Source organism: Actinoplanes nipponensis (genome assembly GCF_016862275.1).
In the GTDB taxonomy this organism is placed as follows: domain Bacteria; phylum Actinomycetota; class Actinomycetes; order Mycobacteriales; family Micromonosporaceae; genus Actinoplanes; species Actinoplanes nipponensis.
In genome coordinates, this window is the sequence record NZ_BOMQ01000085.1 from 32417 (window position 1) to 45356 (window position 12940).

Sequence of the window (12940 nt, forward strand, 5' to 3'; positions counted from 1 at the left end):
GTCTCGCGGCTCAAGCCCTTTTGTCCGATTATTCCGAACGTTCGCGCAGGAAAGCCGCCGGCACCGCGGCGATCAGCCAGACCCCGTTGCCGCTGCGGTGGAACACGTGCCCCGCCTCGGCCATCGCCCCCGCCCGGACCTCGAGGACCGCCACGTCCCGGGCCCGGCGCCGGCCGACCACCAGGGCGGTCGCCACGTCCGGCGAGAGATGGACGTGCTGACGGCTGCGCGGCAGCAGGCCCTCCCGCATGATCGAGGCGACGTTCGGGCGCGGCGTGCCGTGGAAGAGGATCGCCGGCGGCCGGGCCGGCGGCAGGCCGAGATCGACGTTCACCCGCCGGGAGTGGCCCTGGTGCGCCCGGATGCGCTCGACCCCGTCGGGGCCGGTCGCCGTCACGAAGCGGGACTTGTCGTTGTGGGCCACCACCGCGTCGAGTTCGGCCCGGTCGATCCGCAGGGCGGTGAGCAGGTCGGCGACCGGCACCCAGCCCTGCGGATCGAGGGTCAGCCCGGCCGTCTCGGGCCGGTGGCGCAGCACGAGGGACAGGCGCTTGCTCAGCCGCACCTGCTCGCGGCTCAGCTCCGTGGTCACGGCTGGAGCTCCATGACGGCAAGGTAGTAGGGCCGGTCCTCGGTGTCGACGGAGGCGAGCCGCCACCGGGTGCCCGCCAGCAGGCCGGCCAGCTCGGGCACCGAGCAGTTGAGGTAGTCGAACCACTCGGTGGCCAGCATCCGGTAGCGCAGCCGCAGCCGCAGCTGGCCGCCCAGCCGGCCCCGGTCCCGGTTGCGCCGGTGGTAGGCGACGTGCACGGGGTCGGTGGTGCCGTACGGGTCGGTGCCCTGGGCGATGATCCGGGCCCCCGGGCGGGCCAGTTCGGCCAGCGCCGCCAGGAAGACCGGCGCCCGCTCGGGACCCTCGATCAGGCCGAGGTTGTTGCCGAGCAGCAGGAACGTGTCGTAGCGGCTGCCCGAGCGCGCGTACGCGTCGACGGTGTTGAGCACCGTGTCCCGCAGTCCCCGCTTGCGCGCCACCTCGATCGCGCCCGCCGAGGTGTCCAGGCCGGTGACCGCCATGCCGCGGTGCTGCAGCACGAGCGCCGTCCGCCCGGCGCCGGCGCCGATGTCCAGCACGGCCCCGCGCACCAGCCGCAGCGCGCGGTGGTCGTGCGGCTGCCACTCGGCCGGCTCGGCCAGGTAGTGGTCCGCGGGCGCGCCGTTGATCAGGCCGTCGTCGCGTTCGATGATCTCGATGACCGGCCGCGGCACCCGGCCGCCGGCCAGCGGCCGGGGCCCGATCCCGGTCCGTACGGCGTACGCGTCCCTGATCATCTCGCCGAACACGTCACCGATCGCAGGTTGATCCATTGCCACTACTCTTGAGGGATGGCGACGCTGGAGCAACTCGGTGCCGAAAAGTACGTCCTGCTGACGACGTTCCGCCGGGACGGGCGCGCCGTGCCGACCCCGTTGTGGGTCGTGCCCGACGGCGCGGGGCTGGCGTTCTGGACGCCCGCGGGCACCGGCAAGGTCAAGCGGATCCGCAACGGCGGCCGCGTCACCCTCGCGGCCTGCGACATGCGCGGCAACGTACGCGGCGAGGCGGTCGAGGCGCAGGCGCGCATCGGTGACGCCGCCGACCGGCGCCGGGTCGGCGAGGGGCTCAAGCGCAAGTACGGCCTGGTCGGCCGGCTGTCCCTGCTGGGCAGCAAGCTGCGCCGCGGCACGGACGGCACGGTCGCCATCCTGGTCTCCTGAGCGAGCCCGGGGGACGAAGAAGGGGCGACTGCCGGCCTGGCATTCGCCCCTTGATCGATCTCTCGGTCGACTGCGGTATCAGTCGCCCTGACGCTGCGTGGGAATCTGCCCCTGCAGCAGGGCGCGAACCTCCGACTCACGGTAGCGACGGTGCCCGCCCAGGGTGCGAATTGCGCTGAGCTTGCCCGCCTTGGCCCACCGGGTGACGGTTTTCGGGTCGACACGGAACATCGACGCCACCTCGGCCGGCGTGAGTAGCGGCTCAGGATCATGCGTACGCGATGCCATCGGTCACTCCTCCACAGGTACCTAAAGACATCGGCCGGGGTCCCGCCGGCCGGTGCGTCTCTCATGGTCCGGCTAGTCCCCGATGTCCGACATGGGCCGAACGGCCGAACGTCCCTAGATAGACGGTTGAAGCATGCCCGATTAATACCTGTTTTCTACGCCAGAAAGTGTCTTGTTTGGACCGATTATCACGCTTCGCGGGTCACCGATCACGAAGAGTGTTCGCCTAGAGAGCGCTTCCCAGCGCAGCGTTCCGTGCCCGTTCGTCCTGTTTTCGCTGGTCAGGACGCTGACGGCGGTCGATCAGTTGCAGCGCTCGAGCAACTGCACCGCGCGCCAGCGAGCGACGAGCTTCTCGTACGCCTCCGTGGCGGCGTCCGCGTCGCCCCGGGAGAGTGCCGAAATACCGGCCGCCACCAGTCCGGGTGAATCGTCCTCGGCCAGGGCGTCTGGGCTCAGCAGCCCGGTCAGGCCGCCGTAGTCCAGCTCCACGATCGACCGCGGGTGGAACTCCTCCAGCCACCGCGTGCCCTCCTCCACCGCCTCGGTGATCGGAGCGTCGCCCAGCGACTTGCGCAGCACCGAGACGGCCCGGTGGGCCCGACGCCGGGCCTTGGAGATCTCCGTGCGGTAACGCAGCGTGCGCCGCTCCGGCGTCAGGCTGATCTCCCGCTCGTCCAGATCGACGAACGCGAACCAGCGCAGCGGCACCCCCCACGTCGCGATCTGCTCGTGCACCCGGGGCACCCCCCGCTCGAGCACCTTCGCGCCGCTGCGCCAGTCCTCGACGATCGCCTTGGCCTGGCCGGCCAGCACCGGGGGCACGAACGCGTCCGCCAGCACACTGGGCACGCCGTCGCGGGCGTTCAGGGCGGCCTCGGCGACGCGCAGGCGCAGATTCCAGGGGCAGACCAGCAGCGTGTCGCCCCACTCCAGGACGTACGCCTCGTCCGGCAGGTCGGGCAGGCGGGTCCAGCCCGCACCCAGCGCCTCCAGGACGGCGGTGCGCTGGCGGACCGGGCCCTCCACCGGACCGAGCGCCCGGCCCTCCCGCGCGTATCGACGCCAGAAGACCTGGCGGTCGCGGTCGAAGGCGGTCAGCGGCTCGTAAACCCGCAGGTAAGACGCGAACAGTGACGGCACGGCGCGATCCTTTCACGAAAACCCGCCCGGCTGCCTACCGCCGCCACTGTTGTTCCTCGGTTGCGCGGGCCCGGCGGCGGCGGCGCCCGGTCTAGGCTCGGTCGTATCCGGCCGACCCCGCCGGCCCCAGGCCTCACGAGGGCCCCGTCACAACCAGGAGAGCCAAGGATGAGTGTGTTCGACACCGAGGGCAGCGACGCCAACGGACACGAACAGGTCGTCTTCTGCCAGGACCGGCAGACCGGCCTTAGGGCGATCATCGGTATCTATTCCACGGCCCTCGGGCCGGCACTGGGCGGCACCCGGTTCTACCCGTACGCCTCCGAGGCGGAGGCACTCACCGACGTGCTCAACCTCTCCCGGGGGATGGCCTACAAGAACGCCCTGGCCGGGCTCGACCTGGGCGGCGGCAAGGCCGTGATCTGGGGTGACCCCGCGCAGATCAAGAGCGAGGGGCTGCTGCGCGCGTACGGGCGCTTCGTGGAGTCGCTGCACGGCCGCTACTACACCGCCTGCGACGTCGGGACGTACGTGCCGGACATGGACGTCATCGCCCGCGAGACCCGCTACGTGACCGGCCGCAGCATCGAGCACGGCGGCGCCGGCGACTCCTCCATCCTCACCGCCTGGGGTGTCTTCCAGGGCATGCGCGCCGCCGCCGAGCACACCTGGGGCAGCCCCACCCTGTCCGGGCGCCGGGTCGGCATCGCCGGGCTGGGCAAGGTCGGCAAGTACCTCGCCGGTCACCTGATCGAGGACGGCGCGACGGTTGTCGCCACGGACGTCAACGAGGCCGCGCTGAGCTGGGCCCGGACGACGTACCCGCAGATCGACCTCGTGGCCGACACCCGGGCGCTGATCACCGCCGACATCGACGTGTACGCGCCCTGCGCGCTGGGCGGCGCGCTCGACGACGACACCGTGGCCGACCTGCGGGCCAAGGTCGTCACCGGCGGCGCCAACAACCAGCTCGCCCACCCGGGCATCGAGAAGCTGCTGGAGGAGCGCGGCATCCTCTACACGCCCGACTACGTGGTGAACGCCGGCGGCGTCATCCAGGTGGCCGACGAGATCGAGGGCTTCAACTTCGAGCGGGCCAAGCTCCGGGCGACGAAGATCTTCGACACCACCGGGCAGATCCTGCGGCTGGCCGACGACGAGGGCGTACCTCCCGCGGTGGCGGCCGACCGGCTCGCCGAGCGCCGGATGGCCGAGGTAGGCCGTTTGCGTAATATCTACCTGAGCTAAGCGTTTGTACCCCATCGCGCGTCGGGTCGAGGACAAGTGACGACGCGCGATGGTGGTACACGTAACCCGAGGTGCCGAAGCGGGCATCGCCCATGTACCGTAAGACCCACGAGAGATGCCTGACGTCATCGGGGCCCGCCTTCGGGCTGCCCCGAATTCTGTGCGAGGGGGTCGAGCCATGGGGCGCGGCCGTGCTAAGGCCAAGCAGACGAAGGTGGCCCGGGAGTTGAAGTACCACTCCCCGAACACCGACCTCACCGCCTTGCAGCGCGAACTGGCGGGTGCCGGTGGTAAGTCCGACCATCAGTTCGTCGACGACGATGATCAGTTCGTCGACGACGATGACGAGGACGACGCGGACGACGACCAGGATCCCTGGTCGCCGACAAGGCGCTGACCCGAACGAGGATCATTCTCGATCGCACAGAGCACGCGGCTTACCGCGTGCTTCCGTGTGTCGTGGTCGTTCCGCAGTCATTCCGACGGGGATGAAGCCCACGCGGTGAAGGTCGCGTGGGCTTCGGATCCCGTCCTCAACGGGGGCGGTTGTTCCAGTTGTAGAACGTCGGGATGTTCTCGAAGTGGTTCCAGGCGCACACCGCCGAGCCGTCCTTCGTCGTGCTCTCCGAGCGCCGTTCCCGCGCCTGTTCCGCCTCCTCGATGAGGGCGGCCAGCCCGGACCGGGTCTCCTGCACCCGTGCCGTCACGGGATCCGTCTCCACGCGGTCAGACAGCCGTGGGCTCGTGATCTCGGGCATGGTCCAGCACTCCCTCCAGTAGGCGAATCTTGCTGTTCCGGCAGTGTTCCGTCGTAGTGACGTCGAACCGGCCGTGCTCGAAGTAGCGGTTCGCCGCGTGCGCGCCACCGCAGAAGCCGAAGTACGGGCACTGGGCCCGGCAGCCCTCGACACCGTCCAGGAACTCGCGGATCCACGGCGTCTCGGTGGCCCGGTCCAGGATCTCGGCCAGTGGGGTGGTCAGCACGTTACCGCTGGAGAAGTCGCCGTACCGGGGATCGGAGAAGCCCGCCAGCTCCGGCGAGAGCAGCACGACCGAGCCGTCCTGCGCCACCGTCGGGATGGGATCGAGCCGGCGGGGCAGCACGGAGTCGGCCGTGCCGTCCAGGACCGCGGCCGCGTACCGCAGCGACCACTCGATCTCGCGCAGGTGGATACGGGGGTCCCGGCGCCAGGCGCCGACCAGCTCGGCCCAGAAGGCCGTCACGTTCCCGGCCGGATGCCGGTTGTCCCGCAGGTTGACGCCCTCCAGCTCCTCGATGTTGATGCCGAGGACGTCGCAGCCCAGCTCGAGGAAGTACCCGTACAGCTCGGTGGCCAGGCCGGGCTCGGGGCGGGCGACCACGCAGAGGGCGGAGAACGCGATGCCGTGCCGGCGCAGCGCGTCGATCCCCCGCATGATCCGGTCGTAGGCCGGCTTGTCGCCGCGGGTCACCCGGTCGCCGTTGCGGGCCTCGGGGCCGTCCACGCTCACGCTGACCCGGATGCCGTGCTCGGCGAAGAACTCGCACCAGGCGTCGTCGATCAGCGTCGCGTTGGTCTGCACGTGGTGCTCGACGCCCTCGGCGAACGGCGCGAGCAGCGCGGCGAAGTGCTCCCGGCCGGCCGCCAGCGGCTCGCCGCCGTGCCAGACGACGGAGAACCGGCCGGCCGCGGACCACGGATTCACCGACGCGGCGACGGCCGCGGCGACCTCGACGGACATCCTCCGGTCGACCTGGCGGAACGGGAGGTAGCAGTAGGAACAGTCGAGGTTGCAGAGCGTGGTGGGCTGCATGACGACGTAGGTGGGAACCGTCGAGATGCCCCGCATCCCGCTCCACAGCTGTGCCACCGGTGCATCCACCCCCGTCCGTCGTCAGGCTATGCGGCGTCGTCCACCTTCCCGGCAAAAAAGGATCCGCGGTGCCGACGTATCGACACACGCGGATCATTTCATACCAAGGGGCAGCGACGCCGCCGCCGGGCGTTACTCATCCTCGGGTGTACTGGCCCATCATCCGCACCTGGCCGGAGCCCTCGATGACCTCACCGACCTGCCAGGCCTCCACGCCACGCCCGGTCAGATAGGCCATAGCCCGGTCGGCGTCGTCGGCGGAGACGATGGCGAACATGCCCACGCCCATGTTGAACGTGGCCTCCATCTCGACGTCGTCGATGCGGCCCTTGGCCTGGATCAGATCGAAGATCGACTGAGGCCGCCAGGTGGACCGGTCGACCACCGCGTCGACGTGCTCGGGCAGGATCCGCACCAGGTTGCCGGGGATGCCACCGCCGGTGACGTGCGAGAACGCGCGCACGTCGGTCTCCTCGATCAGGCCCAGGCAGTCCTTGGCGTAGATCTTGGTCGGGGTGAGCAGCTCCTCGCCGAGGGTGCGCTGCTTGCCGAAGTCCTCCACCACCGTGTCCAGCCGCATCCGGCCGGCGCCCAGCAGCACGTGCCGCACCAGCGAGTAGCCGTTGGAGTGCAGGCCCGACGAGCGCATCGCGATGACCGCGTCACCGATCTCGACGCGGTGGGCGCCGAGGATCTCGCTCTCCTCCACCACGCCGACGCCGGTCGCCGAGACGTCGTACTCGTCCGGGCGCAGCACGCCCGGGTGCTCGGCCGTCTCGCCGCCCAGCAGGGCACAGCCGGCGTACCGGCAGCCGTCGGCGATGCCCGCGCCGATCTCCGCGACCTTGTCCGGCACGACCTCGCCGCAGGCGATGTAGTCGAGCAGGAACAGCGGCTCGGCGCCGCAGGCGACCAGGTCGTCGACGACCATCGCGACCAGGTCGATGCCGATGGTGTCGTGGATGTCGAGCTGCTGGGCGATGACCAGCTTGGTGCCCACGCCGTCGGTCGACGACGCCAGGATCGGGCTCTTGTACTTCTGGGTGTTGAGCTTGAACAGGCCCGCGAAGCCGCCCAGGTCGCCCATGACCTCGGGGCGGGTGGTCTTCTTGACCTTCGACTTCAGCAGCTCCACCGCGCGCTCGCCGGCGTGGATGGAGACCCCGGCATCCGCATACGTCACCGTGCGCTTACGGCCGGGCCGGCCGGCACCCGCCGACCATGGCTGGTCGGCGCCCTCAGCGCCGTTGGATCCGGCACTGTTGCGCTCGGACACGTGCGTCACGGTTCTCCCCTTAGTGCGCGGCTACCCGCGCGGTTGCAGCTTTCGGTGCCGCTGGCTCACGACGTCTGTTGGTGGTGCCGGCGGTTCCGGCAGGAACCGGCCGGCGGTTACGGGCGACTCAGGGCGTCGACGCCGCCCGGGCTGCCCACCAGGGGCTCGGCGGTCTCCCGCTCGCCCTCGGCGTACTGCTCGTCCTCATAATCCTGCTCCAGCCCGGCCACCGCAGCGGCGGCGGCCTGCGGGGAGGCGGCCGGCATCGCCGCCCGCTTGCCCACGCCCTCGAGCAGGTGCTTGCCGATCAGGTGACCGGCCGGCAACTCGATCGGATACTGCCCATCGAAACAGGCCATGCAGAGTCGTGTCTTCGGCTGCTCGGTCGCCTGGACCAGACCGTCCAGCGAAACGTAACCGAGCGAATCGGCACCGATGGAGCGGCGGATGCCGTCGATCTCCAGACCATTGGCGATCAACTCGGCGCGGGTGGCGAAGTCGATGCCGTAGAAGCAGGGCCACTTCACCGGCGGGGACGAGATGCGCACGTGCACCTCGAGGGCGCCGGCCTCGCGGAGCATCCGGATCTGGGCGCGCTGGGTGTTGCCGCGCACGATCGAGTCGTCGATCACCACGATCCGCTTGCCGCGGACGACCTCGCGCAGCGGGTTCAACTTGAGCCGGATGCCCAGCTGGCGGATGGTCTGTGAGGGCTGGATGAAGGTGCGCCCGACGTACGCGTTCTTCATGAAGCCCGCGCTGTACGGGATGCCGGACGCCTCGGCGTAGCCGATCGCGGCGGGAATGCCCGACTCGGGCACACCGATGACGAGATCCGCCTCGACCGGATGCTCCTTGGCGAGCTTGCGGCCCACCTCGACCCGCGCGGAGTAGATGTTGCGGCCGGCGATCGTGGTGTCCGGACGGGCCAGGTAGACGTACTCGAAGAGGCAGCCCTTCGGCTCCGGCGCGGCGAACCGGGTGGAGCGCAGGCCGTGCTCGTCGATGGCGATGATCTCGCCGGGCTCGACCTCGCGGACGAAGCTGGCCCCGACGATGTCGAGGGCGGCGGTCTCGCTGGCCACGGCCCAGCCGCGCTCCATCCGGCCCAGCACCAGCGGGCGGACGCCCTGGGCGTCGCGGGCGGCGTACAGGGTGCTCTCGTCCATGAAGACGAAGCTGAACGCGCCCCGCAGCCGCGGGAGCACCTCCAGGGCCGCGGCCTCGACCGACAGGTCCGGGCGGCTGGCCAGCAGGGTCGTCACCAGCGCGGTGTCGGAGGTGCCCATGTCGGCCTCGAGCCCGCGCTCGGCCACCTCACGGGAGAGCTCGGCGGTGTTGACCAGGTTGCCGTTGTGGGCCAGCGCGATCGTCGTGCCCGCGGTGGTGGCCCGGATCGTCGGCTGGGCGTTCTCCCAGTTCGAGCCGCCGGTGGTCGAATACCGGGTGTGCCCGATGGCCAGGTGTCCGCGCAGGCTGGCCAGGGCGGGCTCGTCGAAGACCTGCGAGACCAGGCCGAGATCCTTGTAGACCACCACGCCCGAGCCGTCGCTGACCGCGATGCCGGCCGCCTCCTGCCCGCGGTGCTGAAGTGCGAAAAGCCCGAAATAGGTGAGTTTCGCAACCTCTTCCTCCGGGGCCCAGACGCCGAAGACGCCGCAGGCATCCTGGGGTCCGCGGTCCTGGGGGTCGAGATCGTCGGTCAACCGGCCGTCGCCTCGGGGCACGCGCTTGCTCCCTCATGCTGTCTGCTGGACTTGCTGGTCTGTTCCGACGGCCCAGTGTACGCGAGACGGAGACCACTCAACTCCGGTGCACAGGGAGGTACGGCGTGAGATCTGTGCGTATTCCACTGGCCCGTACCCGCCCCGAGGCGACCGCGTCCGACCAGGTCAACCGGCCGGTGGCGACCAGCAGCCAGGTCATCGGATCGGTCTCCACCACATTGGGCGGTGTGCCGCGGGTGTGCCGGGGACCGGCGACGCACTGAATCGCACCGAAAGGTGGAATACGGACCTCCACCGATCGGCCGGGCGCGGTCCGCGCCAGCTCGGCCAGCAGCGCGCGGACAGCGTCACGCAGCACTGATCGTTCCGGTTCGGCGCCGGAGTCGAGCGCGTCCAGCGCGGCGCCGACGGACTCGGATTTATTGTGCGCAGGAGACACGCCGGGACAATACGACGCCGGACGCGACAAGAACCCGGCGGCCCTGGGTCGCGCAGAAGACGTACGACAGGGCATAGTGGCCGACGGTGTGTACTCGTCGCGGGATCCAAGGGCACTTCTCCGGCAGCCCCGGAACCGCGCGACCCGGAAGGCGGTGGACGTGACAACGCACCTACGAGCCAGGGCACTCCAGGCCGGTGCGTTCCTGGCACTGATCGGTGGCGTCCTCGTCGCCGCGCCCTCGCCGGCCCTGGCCGCCGATGAGCCGGACGTGTCCGTCACCAGTCTCGAGCCCGCGGACATCTCGTCGGGTGGCTCGACCACCATCGGCTACCGGATCAGCAACACCAACGTCGGCAACAGCAACGTCACCGTCGAGATCAGCGCCGGGGACCTCAAGTGCAGCCCCGGGTGCAGCTTCGAGCGGGAGATCCCGGTCGGACCGCCGCAGCCGTTCACGACCAGGCTGACCGCCGGCAACCTGGCCCCGGGCGAGACCAAGCGGATCACGGTCACGATCACCGCCTCGGTGGGCGGCAAGAGCGACAGCGACAGCCGGCAGGTCATCCTGCGCGGCCCGGACAAGCCGCAGACCGTGCGTCAGGTCAGCGGCCGGGTCAAGGACCAGGACGGCAAGGCCGTCTCCGGCGCGCTGGTCGGCCTACGCGACAGCCAGAACCACCAGTACCAGACCAATACCAACGGCGACGGTGGCTACTCCTTCACCTCCTCCGACAGCAACCCGATCGCGGTCGGGGCCATGGCGGTCGGCGCCACCAAGGACGGCTACGAGATCGCGTCGGTGAACGCCCAGGGCGCCGCCGGCAAGTCGATCACCGTGCCGCTCACCCTGAAGTCGAAGACCGCCGCGTCGCCGTCGCCCAGCCCCTCGCCGTCGCCCAGCGTCAGCACCGAGCCGACCGCCGACGCCACCGAGGCCAGCGAGCCCGCGACCGACGAGTCCGCGGCGGCGCTCGACGCCGCGCCGAAGTCCGACACGGACAAGGACTCCGGCTCGATGCTGTTCATCATCCTCGGCGGCCTGCTGGTGGCGGCCGGCATCGGCGCCATCGTGCTGGTGGTGATGCGTCGCAAGTCCAACGAGGACGCCGACGACCTGGACGGCGCAGCCGCCGGCGGCGCGGTCCCGGCCGCCCGGTACGGCGGCGCCGACCAGACCCGCCTCGCCGCTCCGGTGGGCGGCCGGGCGGCCGACGCCACGATGATCGCGCCGCGCTCCGGGGCGCCGTCCATCGCGGACGCGCCGACGATGATCCACCAGACGGCCCCGCCGGTCGACGAGTTCCCCGACCCGTACGGCGCGCCGATGCCCCCGGGCGGCGGCTACAACGCCCCTGGCGGCTGGGGCACGGCCGGAGCCGCTGGTGCGGCCGGCGCGGCGGGTGCCTACGGCGCCGCGCAGAGCGGACCGGCCTACGGTGCCACCAGCCAGTACGGCGGCGCCCCGGCGCCGGCGCAGCACGGTGGCTACGCCGACCAGGACGACCACGGGTACGCCGGCAACGACTACGCCCCCGCCCAGCCCGGCTACGGCGACCAGGCCGGATACGACGAGGCCGGATACGGCGCCGCGGGCGGCTACGAGCAGCCGGCGCAGCGCTACGACGAGCCGACCGGGATGTACAGGCCGGAGCCGGCGGGCGGCTACCCGCCGGAGGCCGGCTACCCCGACCAGGGCGGGTACGGCGCGCAGCCGGGCTACGGCCAGGGCGGATACGCCCCCGCCGGCGACGAGTACGCCGACCCGGGTCACGCCGCGCCGTACCAGGGCGGCTCCTACGGCACGCCCGCCGGCCAGGCCGGTTACGGCGACGGCTGGGACGGCGCGGCCGGCGGCATCGACAACGGCAACGCGTACGGCCCGCCCGCCGGTGGCGGTGGCACGTACGGCGCTGCCGGCGGCTACGGCGCTCCGGCCGGCAACAGCTACGGGGCCGGCGGCGCGGGCGGCGGCTACGGCGGCGACCCGGCCGGTTACGACCCCCGGGCGACGTACGGGCGGCCGGAGGGTTACGACCAGCCGGGTGCGGGCCGGGGCCAGCCGGCGCCGGGCGGTTACCCCGACCAGGGCTACGACCAGGGTGGCTACGCCGGTGGCCCGGCCGACCAGGGCGGTTACTACGGCGGCCAGGAGCAGCCGGGTGGGCGCCACGGCGGTCAGCCGCGGCAGCAGCCGCCGGAGGCCGGGCGGCCCGGTCAGCGCCGGCCGAACGAGTGGGAGGACTGACCCCGGTCCCCCAGCATCAACCAGCCGAGAGGCCGGCCCGTCCGTACGGGTCGGCCTCTCGCGTTTCCGGTGCGCGATCGGCCGGCCCTCAGCGCTCCCAGGGCGGCGGCACCCGGACCGCCGCCATGCCCGCCGCGGTGGCCGCCTCGATGCCCAGGTCGGTGTCCTCGAAGACGAGGCAGCTCCGCGGGTCCACCCCGAGCAGCTCCGCGGCCAGCAGGAAGGCGGCCGGGTCGGGCTTGGGCCGCGCGTAGTCGCCGGCGCACACCAGCACGTCGAAGCGGTCCAGCAGGCCCAGCGCGGTCAACGAGGCGGTGACGGACTCGCGGGTGCTGCCGGACACCACCGCGGACGGGATCCGCCGGTGGGCGTCCTCGACGTGCTCCAGCACCCCGGGCACGGCGCCGACGGTCGGCAGCAGCTCCTGGAACAGGACCTCCCGGCGGGCGGCGACCGCCTCGACCGGCATGCGCAGGCCCTGAAGGCGGTTGAGATCGGCGATGATGTCGACGACGGGCCGGCCGCCCCACGCGTAGAAGAGCTCCTCGCTCAGCTCGCCGCCCCACTCCCCCAGCGCCCGCTGCCAGGCCACATGGTGCACGGGCATGGAGTCCGCGATGGTCCCGTCGCAGTCGAACAGGTAGGCCCGGAAGTCGCCGGCCGGCAGGGGAAGCAGCACCGCAGCAGGATATAGATCCGCCGACGACAGCGCGCCACGTCCGGGCGGGTGCCCAGCCGTGGCGCGCTGATCGGTGCTCGGTGCGGTGGCCGTCAGGCCTTGGACTCCGGCTCGTCGTCGTCCGCGAGGGCCGGCGGCTCGGGCTCCGCCGGCGCGGCCTCCGCCTCGGACCCGCTCGGCACCTCCGCGACCTCGTCGGCCGGCCCGGAGGCCGGGTGCTCGGGCTCGCTGATCTCCAGCGTCACCGACGGGCCCGTGGGCTGATCGTCCTCCGACGCCGCGG

Annotated in this window: 15 protein-coding genes; 4 read left to right on the forward strand and 11 right to left on the reverse strand. The window is 71.6% G+C overall.

Annotation, left to right across the window (positions count from 1 at the left end; all coding sequences use genetic code 11):
• Positions 1–28 precede the first annotated feature (28 nt).
• Positions 29–592: an RNA 2'-phosphotransferase gene (locus Ani05nite_RS35155; protein WP_239130958.1), complete on the reverse strand. Its 564-nt coding sequence runs from the start codon at positions 590–592 to the stop codon at positions 29–31.
• Positions 589–1365, reverse strand: a complete 777-nt coding sequence (locus Ani05nite_RS35160) for a class I SAM-dependent methyltransferase (protein WP_203775607.1) — start codon at positions 1363–1365, stop codon at positions 589–591. Before Ani05nite_RS35160 ends, Ani05nite_RS35155 begins: the two co-directional genes overlap by 4 nt.
• Before the next feature lie 18 nt (positions 1366–1383).
• Here Ani05nite_RS35160 and Ani05nite_RS35165 point away from each other — a divergent pair, with 18 nt between their 5' ends.
• The gene (locus Ani05nite_RS35165) at positions 1384–1755 is read left to right on the forward strand and encodes a PPOX class F420-dependent oxidoreductase (RefSeq protein WP_203775609.1); all 372 of its coding nucleotides are present in this window, start codon (positions 1384–1386) and stop codon (positions 1753–1755) included.
• Between the two features lie 78 nt (positions 1756–1833).
• Here the strand turns inward: Ani05nite_RS35165 and Ani05nite_RS35170 are convergent, their stop codons facing one another.
• Together Ani05nite_RS35170 and Ani05nite_RS35175 are read right to left on the reverse strand one after the other, a co-directional pair.
• Positions 1834–2043: a BldC family transcriptional regulator gene (locus Ani05nite_RS35170; RefSeq protein ID WP_014687221.1), complete on the reverse strand. Its 210-nt coding sequence runs from the start codon at positions 2041–2043 to the stop codon at positions 1834–1836.
• Positions 2044–2346: 303 nt separating this feature from the next.
• Positions 2347–3186, reverse strand: a complete 840-nt coding sequence (locus tag Ani05nite_RS35175; RefSeq protein WP_203775611.1) for a DUF8083 family protein — start codon at positions 3184–3186, stop codon at positions 2347–2349.
• Between the two features lie 168 nt (positions 3187–3354).
• Between Ani05nite_RS35175 and Ani05nite_RS35180 the strand changes: the two genes are divergently transcribed.
• Positions 3355–4434, forward strand: coding sequence for a Glu/Leu/Phe/Val family dehydrogenase (locus Ani05nite_RS35180; protein WP_203775613.1), 1080 nt, complete (start codon positions 3355–3357; stop codon positions 4432–4434).
• Between the two features lie 178 nt (positions 4435–4612).
• Positions 4613–4831: a DUF3073 domain-containing protein gene (locus tag Ani05nite_RS35185; protein WP_203775615.1), complete on the forward strand. Its 219-nt coding sequence runs from the start codon at positions 4613–4615 to the stop codon at positions 4829–4831.
• 136 nt (positions 4832–4967) lie between these two features.
• On the opposite strand, the gene amcA is transcribed toward Ani05nite_RS35185, so the two are convergent.
• From amcA to Ani05nite_RS35210, 5 genes are all read right to left on the reverse strand, one after another.
• Complete coding sequence (gene amcA / locus Ani05nite_RS35190) at positions 4968–5192, reverse strand: multiple cyclophane-containing RiPP AmcA (protein WP_203775617.1); 225 nt, start codon at positions 5190–5192, stop codon at positions 4968–4970.
• Positions 5161–6264: a cyclophane-forming radical SAM peptide maturase AmcB gene (gene amcB, locus Ani05nite_RS35195; RefSeq protein WP_203775635.1), complete on the reverse strand. Its 1104-nt coding sequence runs from the start codon at positions 6262–6264 to the stop codon at positions 5161–5163. Before amcB ends, amcA begins: the two co-directional genes overlap by 32 nt.
• A gap of 160 nt (positions 6265–6424) precedes the next feature.
• Positions 6425–7573, reverse strand: a complete 1149-nt coding sequence (purM, locus tag Ani05nite_RS35200; protein ID WP_203775619.1) for a phosphoribosylformylglycinamidine cyclo-ligase — start codon at positions 7571–7573, stop codon at positions 6425–6427.
• 107 nt (positions 7574–7680) lie between these two features.
• Positions 7681–9291 carry an amidophosphoribosyltransferase gene (gene purF / locus Ani05nite_RS35205; RefSeq protein ID WP_203775621.1) on the reverse strand — a complete coding sequence of 537 codons (1611 nt, stop codon included), beginning with the start codon at positions 9289–9291 and terminating at the stop codon, positions 7681–7683.
• A gap of 76 nt (positions 9292–9367) precedes the next feature.
• Positions 9368–9730, reverse strand: coding sequence for a sterol carrier family protein (locus tag Ani05nite_RS35210; protein WP_239130960.1), 363 nt, complete (start codon positions 9728–9730; stop codon positions 9368–9370).
• 160 nt (positions 9731–9890) lie between these two features.
• Here Ani05nite_RS35210 and Ani05nite_RS35215 point away from each other — a divergent pair, with 160 nt between their 5' ends.
• Entirely contained in the window at positions 9891–11978 is a 2088-nt protein-coding gene (locus Ani05nite_RS35215; protein ID WP_203775623.1) for a carboxypeptidase regulatory-like domain-containing protein, read from the forward strand.
• An 88-nt stretch (positions 11979–12066) separates the two neighbouring features.
• Here Ani05nite_RS35215 and Ani05nite_RS35220 read toward each other — a convergent pair whose 3' ends face one another.
• Together Ani05nite_RS35220 and Ani05nite_RS35225 are read right to left on the reverse strand one after the other, a co-directional pair.
• Positions 12067–12657, reverse strand: coding sequence for an HAD family hydrolase (locus tag Ani05nite_RS35220; RefSeq protein ID WP_203775625.1), 591 nt, complete (start codon positions 12655–12657; stop codon positions 12067–12069).
• Positions 12658–12749: 92 nt separating this feature from the next.
• Positions 12750–12940 (reverse strand): hypothetical protein (locus tag Ani05nite_RS35225; protein WP_377882273.1); only part of this gene is annotated, 191 nt, incomplete at its 5' end.

Excerpts from the sequence above, each read along its gene's own strand:
- Ani05nite_RS35170 (WP_014687221.1), bottom strand. The coding sequence starts at position 2,043 with ATGGCATCGCGTACGCATGATCCTGAGCCGCTACTCACGCCGGCCGAG.
- Ani05nite_RS35180 (WP_203775613.1), top strand. The coding sequence starts at position 3,355 with ATGAGTGTGTTCGACACCGAGGGCAGCGACGCCAACGGACACGAACAG.
- amcB (WP_203775635.1), bottom strand. The coding sequence starts at position 6,264 with ATGCGGGGCATCTCGACGGTTCCCACCTACGTCGTCATGCAGCCCACC.
- Ani05nite_RS35185 (WP_203775615.1), top strand. The coding sequence starts at position 4,613 with ATGGGGCGCGGCCGTGCTAAGGCCAAGCAGACGAAGGTGGCCCGGGAG.
- Ani05nite_RS35165 (WP_203775609.1), top strand. The coding sequence starts at position 1,384 with ATGGCGACGCTGGAGCAACTCGGTGCCGAAAAGTACGTCCTGCTGACG.
- amcA (WP_203775617.1), bottom strand. The coding sequence starts at position 5,192 with ATGCCCGAGATCACGAGCCCACGGCTGTCTGACCGCGTGGAGACGGAT.
- Ani05nite_RS35160 (WP_203775607.1), bottom strand. The coding sequence starts at position 1,365 with ATGGATCAACCTGCGATCGGTGACGTGTTCGGCGAGATGATCAGGGAC.